Raw genomic sequence first — 20,314 nt, forward strand, 5'->3', positions numbered from 1 at the left:
TCGGCCTTTCCCGCTGGCGCACATTGCATACAGTGGCCTTGTGAACGTCGTTGTGAACGGCACCGCCGAGCAAGTACAAGCCGGAAGCACGGTCGCGGACGTGGTGGGGCGCTGGGCCAAGAGCCCGACCGGGGTCGCGGTCGCGGTCAATGACGCCGTCGTCACCCGAACGGACTGGCCGGAAACGGCCTTGGCCGAGGGCGACCGGGTGGAGATCCTGACCGCCGTACAGGGTGGCTGACGATGACCGACGACATCTTCCGGATCGCCGGGCGCGAATTCACCTCCCGGCTGATCACCGGCACCGGCGGGGCTCCCAGCCTCGAGGTACTCGAGGAGGCGCTGGTCGCCTCCGGCACCGAGCTGACCACCGTCGCGTTGCGGCGGCTGGACCCGAGCCAGCAAGGGTCCGTGCTCGACGTGCTCAAACGTCACGACATCCAGGTCCTGCCGAACACCGCCGGCTGTTTCACCGCGGGTGAGGCCGTACTGACCGCCAAGCTGGCCCGCGAAGCGCTGGAGACGGACCTGATCAAGCTGGAGGTCATCGCCGACGATCACACCCAGCTGCCGGATCCGCTGGAACTGCTGGACGCAGCCGAGCGGCTCGTGGCGGACGGGTTCAAGGTTCTGGCCTATACGAACGATGATCCGATCCTGGCGAGGCGGCTGGAACAGATCGGGTGTTCGGCCGTGATGCCGCTTGGTTCCCCGATCGGGTCCGGGTTGGGTATTCGCAATCCGCACAACATCTCGATGATCGTTGAAGAGGCGGGTGTTCCGATTGTGCTGGACGCGGGGATCGGGACGGCCTCGGACGCGGCACTCGCGATGGAGCTCGGCTGCGACGCGGTACTGCTCGCCACGGCCGTCACCCGGGCCGAACACCCGAAGCTGATGGCCCAGGCAATGCGCGACGCCGTAACCGCCGGCCGCGCCGCCCACCTGGCCGGCCGCATCCCCCGCCGCTGGCACTCCTCCAACCCGTCCTCCCCTCTCGAAGGCCGCCTCGGCTCCTAGTGTCCTGAGTCGGAAGTTCGTGCTTCAGCTCCGGTGTCCAGGTGCGTGTATCGCAAGGCGGAGAAGCGGTCGCGATGCTCTAGCATCGTGGCCGTTTCTCCAACGCCGCGAGGTGCGTGCCTGGACGCCGGAGATGTGCACGAACTTCCGACTCAGGACACTAGCCTTCCCCGCTGCACGGCCACGTCGGGCTTTACAGCCACTTCGGCCGCCCGGCTTCGGCTGTCGTTCCCAGCCTCATTTCGGCGGTCGGCTGAGCTCCTTGTCGGCCGCGGTCGTATCGGCTCCCGCTTCGGCGAGCGGTTGTTCGTCGCTGCTCGTCCGAGTTGGCACCATTTGTGCTCGCTGGGCAGCGCCAATTCGGAGTGCGGAAGTACCACCCTCGGGACGGTCGCGCGAGCCGGGCGCGGCGCGTCGTACGGGGTGCCCAAACCGTCGTACGGCCGCAGTCTTGCTGTGACAGAGGCGCAATGCTCCGGTACGGGAACAGTTCTGTACTTTGCGTACGCGGTTGACTACGTTTTGTCGTGTTGTTCCGGTCTCCGCCCGCCGGTGAAGCATCAGCCATCACTGGATCTACGGAGGACAAATGCGGAATTCAGCAACCCGAATCGTTGCCGGCGCCATGCTCGCGGTCGGCGCGTTCACGTTCGTAGGAGTTTCGCCCGCCGCGGCGGCACCCGCGGTAGCGCAGTCGACCACCGGCGGCGCTGTCGACGACATCGTCGACCTGGCCAACGACCTGCTCGACGAGGCCTACGACCTGCTGCAGTGTGCGGCCGACCTGCTCGACGACACGCTGGACGAAGTCCTCGGCTGATCGATCCAGCTGAACGACAAAGGGCCTGCCACTCCGGCAGGCCCTTCGTCATGTCCGCCCCCTTTCGCGTTTTCCGCGGAGCCCAGCAGCGAGCGCGGAGCCCAGCGCCGAGCGCGGGCGTTCCACCACGTGGGCCGGTTCGGAGCTGAGGTTGCTAAGGGCAAGGGAGCGGTTGCCGTGGGCAATCTCGGCGGTTGCTCTCGGCAAGCGAGGGTCGCGAAACGGCTTTGGGACAAGGGTTTCGGGCTCGAAAGCACAACCGGAGTGTTCGCGGTTGTGAACAACACCACTGTAGTTCAGTCGTACCATGTAAACCTTTGGTAACAGCCGTAACAAGGTGCACAGGCGCACCTGTTGTCACATCAGTACCGCGCTTACCGTCAAGGGATAGCCACGGGGAGATGGACAGATGGACAACTTGCGCAATTCAGCGCCGACCAGCGCGGCCGACCAGGCTGCCGAGACGGCGACCACGATTTCGGGCGGCACCACCGGCCCCACTCAAACCCACACCGGGTCCGCTCAGCCCCACACCGGGCCAAGTCAGACCCGCACCGGGCCTGCCCACACCGGCGGCAGGACCTCCGCACCGGCTGAGCACGAACCGGTCAGCGTCTCCGCGACCGCCTGGTCGGCGGCCCGGGACAACCGGCGGCGGACCACCTTGATGATCGCGAAGGGCGTCAGCGTCCCGCTGATCGCCGCCGGTCTGATCACGGCGGGTTCACCCGGTTTCGGCGGTTACAAGGTGCAGAGCGGTGACACCCTCAGCCACATCGCGCAGCGCTACGGCACCACCGTCAACGCGCTCGTCAAACTGAACCACCTGCCGGGCAACGGCAACGCGATCTACGTCGGCGACATCCTGAAGCTGCCCGGCAAGGGCGGCAGCGGCAAGACCGTGCGGCCGCAGCGTCCGCGCGCCGGCGTGGTCTACGTGATCAAGCCCGGCGACACGATCGAGCGGATCGCGCGGCGCTACAAGATCAAGCAAAGCGCCTTGCTGGCGGCCAACGGCCTCACCCGCAGCGCCCGGATCTTCGCCGGCAAGCCGCTGCGCATCCCGATCGCCGTACCAGGGAAACCGGCGAAACCGCCGAAGACCTCGAAACCGGCAAAGCCCAAGAAGAAGAACAACACGTTCGCCGGCCGAACGTACTCGGACAAGGTGGTCGCGGCCGCCGACCGTAACCGGGCCATCCTGCGCTCGCGCGATCTGCCGAGCCGGGCCCAGATCCGCGCTCTGATCATCGCCACGGCCAAGCGCCACGGCGTCAACCCGAACCTCGCACTGGCCATCTCCTGGCAGGAGTCCGGCTGGAAGCAGCGGGTCGTCTCGCCCGCGAACGCGATCGGCGCGATGCAGGTCATCCCGTCCACCGGGCGGTTCAGCTCGAACATCGTCGGGCGCGACCTCGATCTGCTCAAACCGCGCGACAACATCACCGCGGGCGTCGTACTGCTCGACCGGCTGACCAACGCGGCGGAGCTGCCGATCGCCATCGCGGGCTACTACCAGGGCCTCGGCGGCGTCCGGCGCCATGGGATGTACGCCGATACCAAGGTCTACGTGCAGAACGTGACCCGCATCATGAACCGGCTCGATCAGGGCTGGAACCCCGCCGGCTGACAACACGTACGATGGCACGTCGACCTGGTACGAGAGCGGTCACCGAGGGTGGTCCGGCGCGGCGCCGAAGGCGCTCCCGGGCCACTTCTTTACACTCTCAAGGCAGGAGTGCGTACAGCAGCGATGATCTGAGCGGGAAGGCCCACGTGGACACCCAGACCAGCGACCCTCTCGTCGGGCGGTTGCTCGACGGCCGGTATCGCGTGGGTTCCCGGGTCGCCAAGGGCGGTATGGCCACGGTTTACGAGGCCCTCGACACCCGGCTGGACCGGATCGTCGCACTCAAGGTGATGCACAGCGGCCTCGGTGACGACGCGGAGTTCGCCCGCCGCTTCGTGCAGGAGGCCCGCTCCGCCGCCCGGCTGTCCCACCCGAACGTGGTCGCCGTGTTCGACCAGGGCGACGACAACGGCACGCTGTTCCTCGCCATGGAGTACGTGCCGGGCCGTACGTTGCGTGACCTGGTCCGCCAGTTCTCCCCCATGTCACCGAGCCGCGCGCTCGAACTGCTGACCCCGGTGCTGTCCGCGCTGTGCGCCGCGCATGACGCCGGCATCGTGCACCGCGACATCAAGCCCGAGAACGTACTGATCGCGAACGACGGCACCGTCAAGGTCGCCGACTTCGGCCTGGCCCGAGCGAGTACGGCGAGTGGCAACACCGCCACCCAGGGCATGCTGATGGGCACCGTTTCGTATCTGGCGCCCGAGCTGGTCACCGACGGCCGAGCCGATGCCCGTTCCGACGTGTACTCCGCGGGCATCCTGCTCTACGAACTGCTCACCGGCGAGAAGCCGCACAGTGGCGAGAGCCCGATCCAGGTCGCCTACCAGCACGTGCACGCGGATGTGCCTCCGCCGTCGCGACTGGAAGCCTCCATCCCGCCGTACGTCGACGCCCTGGTGCAACGCGCCACGGCCCGCGACCGCGACCTCAGGCCGGCCGACGCCCGCGTCTTCAGCCGCCAGGTCAACCGCGTGCGCAGCGCCCTCGACGAAGGCCTGCAGGACGATCCCGAGCTCACCGGCGATCTGACCGTGCCGATTCAGGCCATGCGCCAAGACAGCGGGTACGACGACGGCTACTCCCGATCCGCCGCCGCGGCGATGCCCGCCCCGGCCGGTGTTGGTGGCGTGGCCTTCCCGCAGAACCCGGGCCACAACGACACCATCGTGGTCGAACCCGAACTCATCGCGAGCGCCCTCAAACCCGGGTCAGTCGCCAGGCCTCCCGCAGCCAAACGCCGCCGGGGCCGCGGCCTCGCCACCTTGCTGGCGGTCCTGCTCATCGCCGGTGCCGTCGGTACGGCGGCCTGGTTCGTCGGCGTCCAGCGCTACACCCACGCCCCGAACCTGGTGAACCTCACCGAGGTGGCCGCGAGCGCCAAGGCCGGCGAGATCGGTCTCAAGATCGAAAAGCGCGAGTCCACGTTCAGCGAAACCGTGCGCGCCGGCCTGATCATCGCGACCGACCCCGGCGCGGGCGAACGGATCCGCAAAACCGGCACGATCGGCCTCACCGTCTCCAAAGGACCCGAGCGGTACGGCGTACCGAAGCTGACGGGCCTCAGCCAAGAAGCCGCGTCCCAGGCCATCGAGAACACCAACCTGCGTCTCGGCAAGATCAGCACCGTCTACAACGAGAACGTGCCCGCCGGCGTGGTCTTCGGCCAATACCCGAAGGTCAACACCTCGGTGAAGCGCGACGCCCTCGTCCTGTTGACCGTCAGCAAGGGCAAACGCCCCATCACCGTGCCGGATCAAACCGGCAAACGGCAGATCCAGGCGAAGACCGCCCTTCGCCGGCTGGGCTTCACGGTCAAGATCGACCTCGCCTTCAGCGAGAAGGTGCCCGAGGGACGCGTCATCAGCCAAGACCCGCGCACCGGCATCAGGTACACCCGGGACACCATCAAGCTGCTCGTCTCCAAGGGCCCGGCCCTGCGCGAAGTCCCCAACGTACGCAGCAAAAACGTCGAAGACGCCAAGCGGATCCTCACCGCCGCCGGCTTCAAGGTCGAAATCCGCCGAGGCCCCTTCGACCTCCACCTGAACCTGGTAGCCGCCCAAAACCCCACCGCCGGCACCATGGCCAAACCCGGCAGCACCGTAACCATCACCATCCTCTAGTCCTCGCGTCCCCGGCGCTGCGGGCCTCACGGCGTTGCGGCGGGATGTCACGGCGTTGCGCCACCGAAGCCGGGATGAGCCGTGGTCACCCGTCCCCCTAAGTCTTCCGAATTGTCAGGTGGACGGGTGAGGTGTGGCCGGTCGACTCGGGTGGTTGCCGTGAAGGCCCGAGCGGATCGGTACTCGGATAGCGCGCATTCGCGTCGCCGCACTTTCCCGGATCGACCTCATACCGACCCAACACGTCCCCGCCCGCGCCCGGCGCGCCGCGAGGCTGCCGCAGGCGCGGTCCGATGGCCTGCTACCCCGCCTTCGGACCAGCCATCCCGTGTCCGCCTGACCTTCTGCCGATGTCGGGCCAACCGTCTGCCGGTGTCGGGCTGGCCGTCAACGTCATGGAGCCCGGGAACGCGAGGTTGCGTGGTCTGAACGGGAACGGAGTCCCGGAATTCGCCCAGTACCGGGTTTTAGCGCGACTACCCGGTTTCGGCGTCGCCGCTGCCGAGTTTTTGCGCCGCTACCCGGTTGCAGCCAGGTAGTCGAGCAAAAACTCGGCAGCCGGCTCGTCCGAACCGTCAGCCAGCCCCATTTGAACCGCCAGCCGGGCCAACGGGACCGCCAGCCGGCCGCAAACCACCCCGCCAGCCACCCCGGCACGGAGCGTGCCCGACTACCCGACGCGGAGCGTGCGGAAATCGCGAAACCCGGCCAAACCCCACCCGTCCCCCTGATAGCTGCCGCCCTTGGTCGGTTCGGGCCGGGTCAAGGGCGCGCAGCGTCACCGCAGGTGATTCCCAAACCCTTGACGCGGCCCGAACCGACCTCACAATTCGAAAGACTCAGGGGGACGGGTGCCAACCGAAACCACCAGAGCGGACGCACCAACAACCACCCGCACCCCACCCGCCGTACCCCCAGAGCGGACGCACCGCAACCACCCGCACCTCACCGCCGTACCCCCGACCGCCGTACACCCGACCGCCGTACCCCCGACCGCCACGGCCGAGCGGAACAGGCGTCTGAGAGGCTTTGCTGGTGACACATCCGCGTATCGCCGTCGTTGCCCTGCTTGCCGTTGCGGCGGCTTGGGGTTCGACCTTCTTCCTGACCAAGGATCTGCTCACGCGGATGGATGTCGCGGACTATCTCGCGTTGCGGTTCGCGATCGCGGCCGTGGCGCTGATCGCGATCAATCCGCCCGCCATCTCCCGGCTGAGCCGCCTCGACAAGGGGCGGGCGGTCGCTCTTGGTGTGACGTACGGAATCGCGCAGCTGGTTCAGACCGAAGGCCTTCGCCATACCTCGGCTAGCGTGTCCGGGTTCGTCACCGGGATGTACGTCGTCTTCACGCCTCTCCTGGCGGCGGTGATCCTGCGGCACAAGATCGGCCGGTGGGCGTGGATCGCCGTACTGCTGGCCACGATCGGTCTCGCCGTACTCTCCCTGCGCGGGTTCACCATGGGCCACGGGGAGTTGCTGACGTTGGCCTCGGCCGCGCTGTACGCGCTGCACATTGTCGGCCTCGGCGCCTGGTCAACCTCATCGAACGCGTTCGGGCTTTCCGCCCTGCAGATGGTCGTGATCGTCGGAGTGTGCGGAATAGGCGCCATTCCGGGCGGTTTCACCCTGCCGAGCGGCGGTCAGGACTGGATCAGCGTGCTGTACATGGCGTTGATCGCCGGCGCGTTCGCGTTGATCGTGCAGACCTGGGCGCAGGCGCATCTCGCTCCGACCCGGGCGGCGATCGCGATGACGATGGAACCGGTTTTCGCGTCCGGTTTCGCCGTACTCTTCGGTGGCGAGCACCTCACCGTGCGGATGCTCGCCGGAGGGGCGCTCGTACTCGCCGCGATGTTCCTGGTCGAACTTTCACCACGTCGCAAGATCGAGGCCGAAGTCCAGCACCTGGCGCAATGACTATCCTGACCTGGCGAAGGACCTGATCGACCGGCCATCCGAGGGACCAGGCCGAAGGACCCGGGCAAAGGGCGAGTGCGCAAAGTGGAGGTGGACCGGATGCGACGTGCTGCCACGGTCTACCCGTGGGCGGTGATCGGCGTACTGCTGGTCACGTTGACGGCGGGCGCTCTGGTCAACGTGCGGATGAATCCTCATCCCCAGTTGGTCGAAGGCTTGCCGCCCGAATACCGAAAGGTGTCCTTGGCAACCGATCTGCGCCTTCCCTCGACCCATCCGGAGCTGGTCCGGCAGGCGCTGACCGATCTCAAAGCCTTAACGCCGAACGGCTACGGACCGCTCGCGGGCTGGGACGGACCCTGGCGGTACGTATGGCCGCGCGACGCGTCGTTCACCGCGGCTGCCTGGTGCGCGGTCGGGCAGTACGACGAGGCCAGTGAGGTCTTCGCGTTCCTGGACAAGGTCCGGCCGCAGAAAACCAAGGCGGGCGGAGCCGCTCGCGAGCTGGCCGCCGGCGCTCAGCCGCACAGCGGTGGGCGGCACGGCGGTGGACGCTGGGAGGCGCGGTACCACGGTGACGCGTCCGGACCCATGCTCGACGGACGCCATCCGCAGCTCGATGGATCGGGCTGGGTCCTTTGGTCCGCCTGGTTCTGCGCCACGCTGCAAGGCGACCGGGCCGCGGCCGATGCCCAGGTGGTCCGGAACTGGCCGATGCTGCGGCAGTCGGCCGACCAGATCACAATGGAGCTCGGGTCCAACGGTCTACCGTCGCCTTCGCCCGACTACTGGGAGCGCAACGAATCCGAGCTCACGCTTGGCACGGTGGCACCGTTGCTGGCGGGCCTACGTTCAGCGAGTGCGCTGGCGAAGCGGACGAACCACCTGCAAGACGCCGAGCGCTGGTCGAACGCGGCGGGCCGGCTCGAGCACGCCATCGACCGGGCCTTCGGCGGCCGCCGGGGTTATCCCCGGACCAAGCACGGTGGTGCTGACGCGATCGTGACGGTTCTCGGGCCACCCTTCGCCGCGGCCCGGCCACCGGTGGTCGAGGCCATCGAACGCAGCCACGCCGTGCTGACGTTGCCGAACGGCGGCGTCACACCGGGCCAGGACTGGCGTGCCGACGGAGTCGCGTGGACGCCGCAAACCGCCTTGTTCGGCCTGAGCGCGGCGGCCCGTGGCGATCGCCGTACGGCCGAATCCGTACTGGCCTGGCTCGACAACCATCGCACCAGCAGCGGCTCCATCCCCGAAAAGGTCAACCGCCTCAACGCCGTCGCCGGCGAAGCCCCTCTCGGCTGGACATCCGCCCTAGTGGTCCTCACGGCCACCGCGCTGGACCGCCCCCTCCCCATCCCATAACCCCGCCGGGCGCGTGTCACAAGGGTCCGATGAACCCCGACACGCCTGGTCACAAGCGTCCGATGAACGGGTGAGGCGGCGTGTCGCGGGTGGGGGTGGGGGTGGGGGTGGGGGTGGGGGTGGGCTAGGTGCTGGTGATCAGGTTGGTGGCCAGGGTTGGGGAGAATTGGCCGGCGGTGGTGTCGGGAGCGGTGCCGCAGGGACCGTCGGAGTTGCCGGGAACTTTGGCCCAGAGCAGCATTTCGGCGCCGCCGCCCAGTTGGGTGACCGAGCCGAGGCGTCGGCCTGCCGGGTTGCACCATTCGCCGTTGGAACCGTTGCCGTTGCGGCTGGTGTCGACGACGTACGGCTTGGTGTACGCGTACCGGCTGCTCAGGCTGCTCCGGACCGCGCTGCCGTAGCTGGTCGAGGCGCTGGTGGTGTAGTAGTTCGACACGTTCACCGCGAAACCGCGGGCGTACGACAGACCCGCGCCGTGCAGGCGTTGGGCCATCGTGTCGGCCGCTACCCAGCCCGCGTTGCCGCCGTCGAGGTAGGCCCAGGTGTTCGGCGCGTTGTCCCGGAACTGCTGCAACGCGAACGACAGCATGGCGTTCCGCTCGGTGATCTGCGCCGCGGTCATGCAGTCGAAATCACCCAGGGCGTCGGGTTCGAGGACCACCACCGCGGGCCGGGTGCCGATGGCGGACGCGAACGCCGCGACCCAGGTGCGGTACGCCGAAGGTGATCCCGCTCCCCCGCCGGAATGACCGCCGCAAGCGTCTCGGCCCGGCAGGTTGTACGCGACCAGGATCGGCAGCTTGTCGGCATTGTCGGCCGCTCCAACGAAGGCCCCGACGATCGTACCGATGGTGGTTCCGCTCGGCGGGTTGCCGAACCAGCGGGCCATCGGCTTGGTCGCGATCGAGGCGTTGATCGCGCTGGCGCGGGAGTCACCGCCGTTGTTGCGTACCCAGGTCGCCGGAGTCGAGTTCGGGTCCACGTAGAACCCGCTGGTCAACTCCACCGGACTGGCCAGCACCCGCGCCGCCCCGGAACCCGAAGCGCCCGAGGCCGGAGCCGCCGAGCCGCCGTTATGGCCCGGGCGGCTTGAAGCGGCAGAGGAGGCGAAGGCGGTGATCCAGGCGAGGGCGGAGTTCCAGTTGACCGCGACCTCGTTCGTCGACCAGGAGCTGATGTGGTCGACGTAGCAGGCCGCGGGCGCGCAGCCGGGCAGGTACCGCTGCGCGACCGGATCCTGCAGTCCCGAGTTCGGGCCACCCGCTAGCGAGCCCGGCGCGGGATTCGGCAGGGCCGGCTCCAGCGAGTGCGCCCAGAACCGGTGGTGCTGGTTCTGCGCCGACCGTTCGCCGTACCCGGTGATGTACGACTGGTTCAGCGCGTTCCGCCCGAGCAAGTAGTCCATCGACTCCAGCGCGGCCTCCCGGTAGCGCGCCTGCTTCGTCAGGTCGTAGGCCATCGCGATCACCATGGCGTTGTTGGCCACCGCGCTGTTCGAACCCCAGACGTACTGCCCGTCCGGCGGGAGATACGGATTCGCGTATCCCTGCTGGCGAAGCGCCGTGACGTACTGGTCGGCGACGGACTTGATCCGCGCCTCGACCGCCTTACGCGCCGTACCGGTCAATCGCCAAGGCACCCGGGCCAACGCCAGATCGGCCAGTCCACCCATGTCCCGCCACGAGAAGCCCTCCGTGGTCAGGCCGGTCGTGATCTGGCTCTTGTACGTCGGAAGCCCGGTGGTCGCGAAGAGCTCTGCCGCGGCCCACGAGAACTCGTCCCGCACATCGGTATCCGAGTAAGGCCCACCGCCAACACTCTCGGCAGGCGCGTACACGGCCGGATTCGCCTTCGCGGCCTTCCACGCCTTCGTAGCCGCCGACAGGCACCGCAGAGCGAGCGCAGGGTCCCAGACCGCGTAGACGCGGGCACACCGGGCTCCAACGGCGGCAACGTTCAGAGTCGCCGCGGTCGTCGGCGGGTACAAGTGACGCGGTTGCGGGTCCGCAGACGGCAGCATCGGCACAGCGGTCCACGCGAGGTCATGGATCTTCGGATGCACCATGCCAGCGAGAGGCTCTCCAGACGGCACCTGCATCCGCAGCATGAAGTCGATCTCCCAGCGGGCCTCGTCCAGCACGTCGGGCTTGCGGTTCCCAGACTCGGGAATACGCAACGTACGGTCAGCAACACCCGCATAGTCACCGGTAGTCGCCGAACGCTCGTAGAGGTCCAGCAACTGCCAAGCGGCCAGTGCACCGTTGACGACGTACTTGCCGTGGTCCCCGGCGTCGTACCAGCCGCCACGGACGTCGAGGCTGTAGTCGCATGTACCGGGCAGACACGGTACGGACGTGTCCCCGGTGTTTGGAGCTACCCCGAGGTGTCCCGCCTCCCGGGCGTAGGCCTCACCCACGTAGGCGGATTCGATCGGGATGCCGCTGCGGTTGTGGTAGAAGTACGCGAGCGCGTCGCGCCGCAGGCCGTCGTACAAGTCCTTGGAGATCTCGAACGGCTCACTGATCTCAGAGCCGACTGCAAGGCGATAACCCTTACCTACAACGCGAAAGCTGTCGAACGAGACCAGTTGGACGGAGTCCCCCGACATCGCGTCACGGCCGTACAACGAGGTCTGTCCGCTAGCAACCGCCGTACCGCTCGCGTCGAGCAGACGCCACGGATGCGCTCCAGTCGCCGTAGTGACGACCGTGGCCCGTTTAGGCCCATCGACCAGATAGCCGTGCTGGTTCACCCGTACGGGCGATCCGAGGTCTCGGGGCCCACCAGGCGGTACGACACCTCCGACAAACGAGATGTTGTCCAGGCACAACGTGTACGCCGTAGTGGCGCCGCCCATCTGGAAGCTGACCTGGCCGTGTTCCGAGTCGATGGTCGACGTCCCGTTCACCGTGTACGTCTGCGAGGTCGTCGTGATCGCGACGGCCTGACTGAGCGGAGTGGTGTGCGGAGGTATCGCCAGTTGTGCCACCGCCCGGATCGTCACGGGCTGACTGGCCGAGGCATCGAACCGCAGGGTGTAGGGCTGCCCCTTTTCCAGGGGTACGTCGTTCTGGCCGATCATCGAGTCCCACGGATTGACCGTGCCGGCCGGAATCTCCGCGCACAGGCGACCGTCGGTCACCGTCGACGGAGTGTTTCCGCTGCTCCACCAGGGGCTTTTGTCGGCGGTGTCGAAGCCGGTGTTCAGCAGCCGTTCGTAGGGCCCGCCGGCGTGCGCCGGTGCAGCGAGCAACGGAATGATCAGCGTCGGACCGAGGCAGGCCAGTACGAGCCTGCGCAGTGTGGACATACCGGACCTCCGAAATGCGGGCGGTCGCTCTGGGAGCGCTTGCGGTTTCGCCGGGGATCCAGCGACGTTCCCCGAATGCTGTCGAGGCGCCAACCAGCTGTCAAGAGCCGGAACCCGCTTAATTCGGGCTGGGAAAGCCCTTCCCAAGAGAGCGATTGTCTGCTTACTCTGACTGGAAGCGCTTCCAGTTTCCGCCCAGTTTCAGCCGGGTGCCGTCAGAACGAAGCCTGAGATCCCCTGGAGAGGTTCATGCGCCCAAGACTGTCCAAAGCCCTCGCCTTATCCGTTGGCATCACCCTGCTGGCGGTCACCGCCGCCTGCGGGGGCAGCGACGCCGGGAGTGGTGAGACCGACGGCAAGATCACGCTGACGGTCAAGACGTTCAGCAAGTTCGGCTACGAGGATCTCTACAAGCAGTACGAAGCGGATCACCCGGGCGTTGTCATCAAGGAGGACAACATCGCCAAGCTGGCCGACTACACGCCCAAGCTCCAGCAGTGGCTGACCGCGGGCAGCGGCGCGGGCGATGTCGTCGCACTTGAAGAGGGCATTCTGGTCAAGCTGATGGGCAAGCCCGACCAGTTCGTGAATCTGCTGGACCACGGCGCGGCCACGCTGCAGCCGAACTTCCTGGACTGGAAGTGGAAGCAGGCACTGACCACCGACGGCAAGAAACTGGTCGGACTCGGCACGGACATCGGTGCGCAGGGCATGTGCTACCGCACGGACCTGTTCGCCAAGGCCGGCCTGCCGACTGATCGCGAACAAGTCGGCAAGCTCTGGCCGAACTGGGACGGCTACTTGGAGACGGGTAAGAAGTTCACGGCGGCCAACACCGGCTCAAGCTTCTTCGACACCGCCGGTAGCGTCTACCAGAACATCCTGATGCAGCAGGGCGATCACACCTACTTCGACACTTCCAACAAGCTAGTGATCGAGCAGAACCCTGGCGTCCGTAAGGCCTGGGAAAGCACCGTCGGCATGGTCCAAGCAGGTCTGTCCGGCAAGCTGCAAATGTGGAGCCCGCAGTGGAACGCCGGCTTCAAGAAGGGCACGTTCGCCACGATCCCCTGCCCTGCCTGGATGCTCGGCGTGATCTCCGACCAGGCCGGCCCGGAGAACGCCGGCAAGTGGGATGTGGCCCGCGTACCGGGCGAGGGCGCCGTACGCGGCGGATCGTTCCTCGCCGTACCGGCACAGAGCAAGCACCAGAAGGAGGCCGCTGAGCTCGCCAAGTTCCTCACGAGCCCCAAGGGCCAGGTCGGCGCGTTCAAGGCGAAGAACAACTTCCCGAGCTCCCCGCAGGCTATCGACGATCCGACCGTCTCAGGTGCCACCAACGCCTACTTCAGTAACGCTCCGGTCGGCAGGATCTTCGGCCAGAGCGCGAAGAGCCTCAAGCCGGTGTACCTCGGACCGGACAACCAGATCGTCGGGGACGCCGTGGGCGACGCATTGACCGCCGTCGAGCAGGGCAAGCTCAACCCGGATGAGGCCTGGACGAAGGCCCTTGCGGACGCCCGACGGGCCGTGCCGCAGTGACCGTCACCGCCCTCCGACCCGACCGTACGAAGCCGGTGCGGCCCTCGAACCCTGAGGGCCGCAAGGCCTCCCGCTGGAGCCGCCTGGACGTCAACGGTTCGCCGTACTTCTTCGTGGCCCCGTTCTTCCTGCTGTTCGCCGTCTTCGGGTTGTTCCCGCTCGGCTATACCGCCTGGGTCTCGTTGCGCGACTGGGACCTGACCGGCGACGAAGGCTTCGTCGGAACCGCCAACTACAGCAGGCTTCTGGGTGATCCCGACTTCTGGAACGCGCTGGTCAACACCCTCGGCATGTTCGTACTCGCGACCGTTCCGCAGCTCGCGCTCGCGTTGATCATCGCGGGCCTGCTCAACCGCCCGCTGCGGGGGCTGATGTTGTTCCGGCTCGGTGTGCTCGCGCCGATCGTCACCTCGGTGGCGGCCGTCGCGATCGTTTTCGGCCAGCTCTTCGGCCGTGACACCGGACTCGTGAACGGCCTGCTGGGCCTCGTCGGCGTGACCCCGATCGACTGGCAGGCAGGCGTCGGCTCATCCTGGATCGCCGTCGCGACGATGGTGAACTGGCGGTGGATGGGCTACAACGCGCTGATCTATCTCGCGGCGATCCAGGCGATTCCCAAGGATCTGTACGAGGCGGCGTCGATCGACGGCGCGGGACAGATCAGCCAGTTCTGGCGGATCACCGTGCCGCTGATCCGGCCGGCCCTGATCTTCACCGCGCTGATGGCCACGATCGGCGGCATGCAGCTGTTCACCGAACCACTGCTGTTCGGGCAGGGCGATATCTCGGGCGGCAGCCTGCGGCAGTTCCAGACCATCGCGATGTACATGTTCGAGCAGAGCTTCACGAACTTCGACTACGGCTACGGCTCGGCCATCGCGCTGGCGATCTTCGTCATCACGCTGATCGCCGGCGGCCTCAACGCCGTGATCGCCCGCCGCTTCAAGGGAGGCACCCAGTGAAAAGCAGCAACCCTGCGAACAAGGGCAATCGCCTCGTCTACCTCACCCTGCTCGCCGCGATCGCCCTGTCGGTGTTCCCGCTGTACTGGCTGTTCGTCGTCGCGACCCGGTCCAACGACGTCATCGGGCAGATGCCACCACCACTGCTTCCGGGCGGCAACCTCGGTTCGAACATCTCCCGCCTGTTCGGCGCCGAGGAGGCCCACTTCGCCCTCGGCATGGTGAACTCGATGATCGCGGCAACGGCCGTCACGGTGTCGGTGGTGTTCTTCTCGTCGCTGGCCGGTTTCGCCTTCGCCAAATTGCGGTTCCGCGGTAGCAACATCCTGCTGGTCGCCGTCCTCGCGACCATGATGGTGCCGGTCCAGATGGGCATCGTGCCGCTGTACATGGTGATGGTGAAGCTCGGCTGGCAGAACCAGCTGCAGGCCGTGATCGTGCCGTTCCTGGTATCCGCCTTCGGCGTCTTCCTGATGCGCCAGTACGCCGAACGCGCCGTACCCGACGAGTTGATCGAGGCGGCGCGACTGGACGGCTGCAGCACGTTCGGCCTGTTCTGGCGAGTGGTTGCCCCGGCGCTGCGGCCCGGTGCCGCCGTACTCGGGCTGTTCACCTTCATGGGCACGTGGAACGAGTTCCTCTGGCCGCTGGCGATCCTGGAGTCGGACAACCCGACGGTGCAGTTCGCGCTGAGCCAGCTCGCGACGCAGTACTACACCGACTACACCCTGATGTTCACCGGCACGTTGATCGCGACGTTGCCACTGCTGGCGGTCTTCATCCTGTTCGGTAAGCAGATCATCAGCGGGATCATGGACGGCGCGGTTCGGGCATGACCACGAGCGTGCGGCCACCGACTAAGCTCAGCGGGCAGACCAGGGAAGAGGACGTGATGGCGATCGAGACGCCCAGGCACCAGCCGACGCTGGACGAGGTCGCCGCGCGCGCCGGGGTGTCCCGTTCCGCTGCGTCCCGGGTGATCAACAACGCACCGCACGTCAGCCGGGCCAAGCGCGAGGCGGTTCAGCGCGCCGTACTCGATCTCGGCTATGTGCCGAATCCGACCGCGCGGGCCCTCGCAACGAACCAGGTCGGCGCGGTTGTGCTGGCGGTGTCGGGCGACAACCCGGCCATGTTCGCCGAACCGTTCTTCGGCCAGGTCATCGTCGGAGTCAACGCGGTGCTGGAACAGACCGATCTCGAACTGATGCTCGTGCTGGCCACCTCCAGCCGGGGCCAGGCCAAGCTCGAACAGGTGCTGCGCAACCGCCAGGCCGATGGCGTGATGCTGATGTCTCTGCACGGGGACGACCCGCTCGCCGGACTCGCCGACCGGTCGCACCTGCCGGTCGTGTTCGGTGGTCGTCCGTTGACCTTCGAGCCCAAGTACTACGTGGACGCGGACAACCGTGGCGGCGCGCGGCTGGCGACCGAGCACCTGATCGATACCGGCCGGACCCGAATCGCCACCATCACCGGTTCTCTCGACGAAGGCGCCGGCGCCGCGCGCTATCGCGGCTACCAGGAGGCCCTTGCGATCGCGGGCCTCGGTCCCGAACGGATGGAGCCCGGCGACTTCACCGAGGAGAGCGGCGAGCGGGCGATGACCCGGCTGCTGGAACGCTGCCCGGACCTGGATTCGGTGTTCATCGCCTCCGACACGATGGCCGTCGGCGCTCTGCGGGTGCTGCGCGACCACGGGCGCACGGTGCCGGGTGACGTGGCGGTGGTCGGGTTCAACGATCTGGCCGGGGCACGGCACACCGATCCCCCGCTGACCACCGTGCACCAGCCGGTTGAGGCGCTCGGTCAGGAGATGGGCCGGATGCTGCTCGCGCTGATGGCAGGCAACGACCCCAGCCCACTGATCCTGCCCACCCGGCTGGTGAAACGCCAATCCGCCTGAGCCACCCTCAGGCCGCTCAGGCCGCTCAGGGTCAGGCTACTTGGAGCGGCTGAAGCGCAGCTTCCACGGCACCAGGGCGGACTCGATCTGCACGCCGAGGCTCATCTTGGAAACGCCTTCGCTGCGCTCCTCGAAGTGGATCGGCACCTCGGCGATGGTCAGCCCGCGCTTGACCACGCGGTAGTTCATCTCCACCTGGAAGGCGTATCCGTTGCTCTGCACCGAGGCGACGTCGATCGCGCGCAGGGTTTCCGCGTGCCAGGCCTTGAACCCGGCGGTCGCGTCCTTCACGTGCAGGCGCAGAATCGCGTTCACGTAGAAGTTCGCCCAGGCGGACAGCGCCTTGCGGTGCCAGGGCCAGTCGCTCGCGGTCGCGCCACCCGGCACATACCGGGAGCCGAGCACGACGGCGGCGTCGGTGCCGGCCAGCTTCTCCAGCATGCGCGGAATGGCCTCACTCGGGTGCGAGAGATCGGCGTCCATCTGAATGACGATGTGCGCGCCCTCGTCCAGGGCCCTGGTCATGCCGGTCACGTAGGCGCGGCCGAGGCCGTCCTTGACCGTGCGATGCAGGACGCCGACGGGGATCTCGGCCTCGGTCGTGAGCTTGTCCGCGACCTCACCCGTACCGTCCGGGGAGTTGTCGTCCACGACGAGCACGTGCAGGTTCGGGATCTTCAACGCCGTAAGGAGCTCCACCAACTTGGGCAGGTTCTCCCGCTCGTTGTAAGTGGGTACGACAACGGTGGTCTTCGGTTCCATGATGGCCGAAGCCTACCGGCACTACAGGATCTCCATGGTGTCCGCCGTCGGGGTGTCCGGCCGGAAAGTGCTGGTGACCGCCGAGTAGAAGAACGCCGTCGAGGCGATGTCGTCCTGCAGCGGCAGGTACCGGCCACCCGAGCGCCACCCGAGAGCCTGGACGTCGACCCGCAGCTTGGAGCCGAAGCGGATCGGGTCGGGCAGGTGGAACCGGTACATGCCGAACCGCTGCTGACTGCGGTACAACCCGTCCGGGCGGATCACCTGCGGCAGCCCGAGGTACGGCGTACTGAACGTGGCGTAACCCCCGCGGTCTTCGCCCAAGTCGAAGTTCCACGCTCCACCGAAGTAGTCCTCCGTACCCGTGCCACAGATCGTCGGGAACGGCTCGGCCGCTTCAAGATCCTCATCCAAGTAGAACTTCACCTCCCCCTCGCCCCACCATCCGGAGCTGTTAACGCCCCAAGCCAGGTAGGTCCCGACGTAGTGGCCGGGACCCTCCACGCCATCCAGAAGCGTATGAACCTCCTTGGCGGGCAGGGGATTACTCCGGCGCCACTGCGCGTGCAGGTACGCCGAGTCCGCCGGGACGTCTCCAAGCCAGTAGTCGATCTGGAAGTACAAAATGACGGGCTCGTCGTGCGTGTTCTCCACAGTCAGCTCGGCCGACGACCGGAACGGCATCTCCCAGTAGCTGTTGAACCCGCCATTGGGGTTCACCGCCACCGGCACGGAGTTGACCTGGGCAAACTCGCCCCAGCCCGAGCAGAAGAAGTCGCCGATCGGTGTCTCGACGGCCGGCTGGTCATCGCCATCCCACCGGGCTCGCAGAACGAGGCGGCGCCAGTTGTCCCGGTGCGTGGTGAGCCAGATGTGCGTGATGCAGCCCGGCCCGGCGATATCGGCCAGCGTGGCAGTTTCTCCCGGACCGATCTCGATCGACGGCGAGACCTTCCAGCCGAGCCCGAGGTCGCGGGCCGCCCTCGCGCCCGTGCCCTCCGTACGACGGCCGCCCTGGCCTGGTTCGCCGGTCGGGTTCTCCGGGCTGATCGACCTGGTCCGGCGGTCCGACAGCGCGCTCATTCCACTGATCATGTGTCGACCCTAGGCACGCGCGAAGCCGTCGCGGAACGCGGGGAAATCGATTTCTCACACTCTGGTCAAACTTCTCGAAGTCCGACGCAGCAGATCCGGCCCTGCCGCGGTCTTTAGTGGACACAGCGAAGAGGAGCGAGAGTGACATTCGAGGATTGGGCCCGAACGGAGTTACCTGGGCTGCTGCGCTTCGCCACAGCCTTGTGCGGCAGCCGCCATCTGGCCGAGGAAATCTCGCAGGACATGTTGATCAACGCCCATCGGCGCTGGGACCACATCCAGCAAACCGACCGGCCGGACGCCTATCTGCGCCGCATGCTGGTGAACGAGTTTCTGTCCTGGCGGCGGAAGTGGTCCCGGTTCGTCCCTAAGCCGGAGATCTGGATCGCCGAGACCAACGCCGACCACGCCGAGACGGTGACGGCCCGGGACGAGCTGATCAGCCAGCTCGGCCGGCTGCCGCGGCGGCAACGCGCCGTCTTGGCCTTGCGCTACTACGGCGGGCTCAACGACGCCGAGATCGCCGAAACCCTCCGGTGCTCCACCAGCACGGTCCGGGCGCACGCCTCCCGCGCTCTGGCGACCTTGCGAGTAGAGCTGACCGCCACCACTTCAACCACGGACCAACGACGCACGGCGCAGACAGGAGCCAATCATGCGTACTGAACAAGACCTCACCAAGGCGTACCGCGACCTCGCCGCCGACGCGCCGCAGGCCGACACCGTGCTCGCCGCGATCGAGCAGGCCGAGCGAACGAAGCCCAAGCGCGGGATCCTGATGATCTCGGCCGTCGCAGCTACCGCGACCGCAGCTGTCGCCATCGCCGCGCCGATCCTGTTGCAAAACGAGCAGGCGTTACCCGCGAGCGGGGCCGACAGAGCGGCGAATCCGGCCTGGCGGACAGCGTTCACGACCGACTTGCCGACCGGCTTCACCGCTGACCACCAATACGTGACCACTACCTTTCACCGCACCACCGCGAGCGGTCCGCCAACCGCCCTGTGCGATATCACCGCCTATCGTGCCGGGCTCTTCGACCCGAAACGAATCCCGGCCGGCAGTCCGCGGATCTCGATCAACGGCAAGCCCGGCCACCTGGCCACGATGACCGATCCAGGCAGCTCCGCACCCGAGACACTGCCACGAGCCGTCTGGCAGTACGACGCCAACTCCTGGGCGGTGGTCGGCTGCTCGGGTGGCGGCGATCTGGTGGCGATCGCGAAAACGATCGCCGGGGGCCTGACGTTCAAGCCGGGGCGGATCGACGCACCGCTCAAGGTCGGATACTGGCCGGCTTCCGCGCCGGTCGACAGCCTGACACCACTGACGAAGAAGCCCGCCGGCTCGTCCGGTCCGGCCCCGGCCTTCGGCATCAGCGGCGAGGCCCGTGGCGACGGCACCTCGAGGGTGAAGCACGGCGCGCAACTCTCCTACACTCCGGGCCCGGCTGAAACCCGCGAGGGAACACCGGTGACGGTGCAGGGCCTGAAGGCGACCCTCGTCGAGGCGCCGGGCCTCAGTACCCTCTACATCGAAGGCGACGGGTTCGAGGTGGCTATTCATCTGTCCACGGCCGGCTTCGCGGACCCTCGCGGCGAACTGACTCGCATCGGCGAGGGCCTCGATCTGTCAGCGAACCCGACGGACCCGGGCACCTGGTTCGACGCGACCCGCGCGATCCCGTGAGCGTGTAGTTCTGCATTCATTCGTCGGAATCCGTCCTCCCCCGCCTGCCGGCGTCGGTGTGCTTGAGCTGAGAGGGCAGATTCCGACGAATGAACGTCGAGGCGGTGCGCTCAGCGGGACGCGCCGGTTGGGCTGACCGGGTGGGCGGAGGGTGGAGGGATCGGGACGC

Annotated in this window: 16 protein-coding genes; 13 read left to right on the forward strand and 3 right to left on the reverse strand. The window is 67.2% G+C overall.

Annotated features, from left to right (window positions below; all coding sequences use genetic code 11):
- Positions 1-40: 40 nt before the first annotated feature.
- From thiS to ACFFGN_RS09820, 7 genes are all read left to right on the forward strand, one after another.
- Positions 41-241 (forward strand): sulfur carrier protein ThiS, encoded by a 201-nt coding sequence (gene thiS / locus ACFFGN_RS09790; RefSeq protein ID WP_380045618.1) that lies wholly within the window; start codon positions 41-43, stop codon positions 239-241.
- Between the two features lie 2 nt (positions 242-243).
- The gene (locus ACFFGN_RS09795; protein ID WP_380045621.1) at positions 244-1,020 is read left to right on the forward strand and encodes a thiazole synthase; all 777 of its coding nucleotides are present in this window, start codon (positions 244-246) and stop codon (positions 1,018-1,020) included.
- Positions 1,021-1,609: 589 nt separating this feature from the next.
- Positions 1,610-1,840: a hypothetical protein gene (locus ACFFGN_RS09800; RefSeq protein ID WP_380045624.1), complete on the forward strand. Its 231-nt coding sequence runs from the start codon at positions 1,610-1,612 to the stop codon at positions 1,838-1,840.
- 409 nt (positions 1,841-2,249) lie between these two features.
- A complete protein-coding gene (locus ACFFGN_RS09805; protein ID WP_380045627.1) occupies positions 2,250-3,470 on the forward strand; it encodes a lytic transglycosylase in 1,221 nt (406 codons plus the stop codon).
- 146 nt (positions 3,471-3,616) lie between these two features.
- Positions 3,617-5,599: a Stk1 family PASTA domain-containing Ser/Thr kinase gene (pknB, locus tag ACFFGN_RS09810; RefSeq protein ID WP_380045630.1), complete on the forward strand. Its 1,983-nt coding sequence runs from the start codon at positions 3,617-3,619 to the stop codon at positions 5,597-5,599.
- A 1,035-nt stretch (positions 5,600-6,634) separates the two neighbouring features.
- Positions 6,635-7,516, forward strand: coding sequence for a DMT family transporter (locus tag ACFFGN_RS09815; RefSeq protein ID WP_380045632.1), 882 nt, complete (start codon positions 6,635-6,637; stop codon positions 7,514-7,516).
- 99 nt (positions 7,517-7,615) lie between these two features.
- Complete coding sequence (locus ACFFGN_RS09820; protein WP_380045635.1) at positions 7,616-8,881, forward strand: glycoside hydrolase family 15 protein; 1,266 nt, start codon at positions 7,616-7,618, stop codon at positions 8,879-8,881.
- Between the two features lie 124 nt (positions 8,882-9,005).
- Here ACFFGN_RS09820 and ACFFGN_RS09825 read toward each other — a convergent pair whose 3' ends face one another.
- Positions 9,006-12,191 (reverse strand): glycoside hydrolase family 9 protein, encoded by a 3,186-nt coding sequence (locus ACFFGN_RS09825; protein WP_380045638.1) that lies wholly within the window; start codon positions 12,189-12,191, stop codon positions 9,006-9,008.
- Positions 12,192-12,440: 249 nt separating this feature from the next.
- Between ACFFGN_RS09825 and ACFFGN_RS09830 the strand changes: the two genes are divergently transcribed.
- Genes ACFFGN_RS09830 through ACFFGN_RS09845 form a run of 4 tightly spaced genes read left to right on the forward strand, consistent with a single transcriptional unit; the run spans position 12,441 to position 16,601 of the window.
- On the forward strand, positions 12,441-13,733 hold the full coding sequence (locus ACFFGN_RS09830; protein ID WP_380045641.1) for an ABC transporter substrate-binding protein: 1,293 nt from the start codon (positions 12,441-12,443) through the stop codon (positions 13,731-13,733).
- Positions 13,734-13,768: 35 nt separating this feature from the next.
- Positions 13,769-14,695, forward strand: a complete 927-nt coding sequence (locus tag ACFFGN_RS09835; RefSeq protein ID WP_380045644.1) for a carbohydrate ABC transporter permease — start codon at positions 13,769-13,771, stop codon at positions 14,693-14,695.
- Positions 14,692-15,531, forward strand: coding sequence for a carbohydrate ABC transporter permease (locus tag ACFFGN_RS09840; RefSeq protein WP_380045647.1), 840 nt, complete (start codon positions 14,692-14,694; stop codon positions 15,529-15,531). The genes ACFFGN_RS09835 and ACFFGN_RS09840 overlap by 4 nt, the downstream gene beginning before the upstream one ends.
- Entirely contained in the window at positions 15,528-16,601 is a 1,074-nt protein-coding gene (locus ACFFGN_RS09845; protein WP_380045650.1) for a LacI family DNA-binding transcriptional regulator, read from the forward strand. Before ACFFGN_RS09840 ends, ACFFGN_RS09845 begins: the two co-directional genes overlap by 4 nt.
- 36 nt (positions 16,602-16,637) lie before the next feature.
- Here ACFFGN_RS09845 and ACFFGN_RS09850 read toward each other — a convergent pair whose 3' ends face one another.
- Together ACFFGN_RS09850 and ACFFGN_RS09855 are read right to left on the reverse strand one after the other, a co-directional pair.
- Positions 16,638-17,363 carry a polyprenol monophosphomannose synthase gene (locus tag ACFFGN_RS09850; RefSeq protein ID WP_380045653.1) on the reverse strand — a complete coding sequence of 242 codons (726 nt, stop codon included), beginning with the start codon at positions 17,361-17,363 and terminating at the stop codon, positions 16,638-16,640.
- A 21-nt stretch (positions 17,364-17,384) separates the two neighbouring features.
- Complete coding sequence (locus tag ACFFGN_RS09855; RefSeq protein WP_380045656.1) at positions 17,385-18,458, reverse strand: glycoside hydrolase family 172 protein; 1,074 nt, start codon at positions 18,456-18,458, stop codon at positions 17,385-17,387.
- A gap of 141 nt (positions 18,459-18,599) precedes the next feature.
- On the opposite strand from ACFFGN_RS09855, the gene ACFFGN_RS09860 reads away from it, so the two are divergent.
- Entirely contained in the window at positions 18,600-19,124 is a 525-nt protein-coding gene (locus tag ACFFGN_RS09860; protein ID WP_380045659.1) for a SigE family RNA polymerase sigma factor, read from the forward strand.
- Positions 19,114-20,145: a hypothetical protein gene (locus tag ACFFGN_RS09865; RefSeq protein ID WP_380045662.1), complete on the forward strand. Its 1,032-nt coding sequence runs from the start codon at positions 19,114-19,116 to the stop codon at positions 20,143-20,145. The genes ACFFGN_RS09860 and ACFFGN_RS09865 overlap by 11 nt, the downstream gene beginning before the upstream one ends.
- Positions 20,146-20,314 lie beyond the last annotated feature (169 nt).

Source organism: Kribbella deserti (genome assembly GCF_042434725.1).
In the GTDB taxonomy this organism is placed as follows: domain Bacteria; phylum Actinomycetota; class Actinomycetes; order Propionibacteriales; family Kribbellaceae; genus Kribbella; species Kribbella deserti.

Coding starts and splice junctions, on each gene's coding strand:
- ACFFGN_RS09795 (WP_380045621.1), top strand. CDS start 244: ATGACCGACGACATCTTCCGGATCGCCGGGCGCGAATTCACCTCCCGG.
- ACFFGN_RS09820 (WP_380045635.1), top strand. CDS start 7,616: ATGCGACGTGCTGCCACGGTCTACCCGTGGGCGGTGATCGGCGTACTG.
- ACFFGN_RS09865 (WP_380045662.1), top strand. CDS start 19,114: ATGCGTACTGAACAAGACCTCACCAAGGCGTACCGCGACCTCGCCGCC.
- ACFFGN_RS09800 (WP_380045624.1), top strand. CDS start 1,610: ATGCGGAATTCAGCAACCCGAATCGTTGCCGGCGCCATGCTCGCGGTC.
- ACFFGN_RS09855 (WP_380045656.1), bottom strand. CDS start 18,458: ATGATCAGTGGAATGAGCGCGCTGTCGGACCGCCGGACCAGGTCGATC.
- ACFFGN_RS09805 (WP_380045627.1), top strand. CDS start 2,250: ATGGACAACTTGCGCAATTCAGCGCCGACCAGCGCGGCCGACCAGGCT.
- ACFFGN_RS09845 (WP_380045650.1), top strand. CDS start 15,528: ATGACCACGAGCGTGCGGCCACCGACTAAGCTCAGCGGGCAGACCAGG.
- ACFFGN_RS09825 (WP_380045638.1), bottom strand. CDS start 12,191: ATGTCCACACTGCGCAGGCTCGTACTGGCCTGCCTCGGTCCGACGCTG.
- ACFFGN_RS09850 (WP_380045653.1), bottom strand. CDS start 17,363: ATGGAACCGAAGACCACCGTTGTCGTACCCACTTACAACGAGCGGGAG.
- ACFFGN_RS09830 (WP_380045641.1), top strand. CDS start 12,441: ATGCGCCCAAGACTGTCCAAAGCCCTCGCCTTATCCGTTGGCATCACC.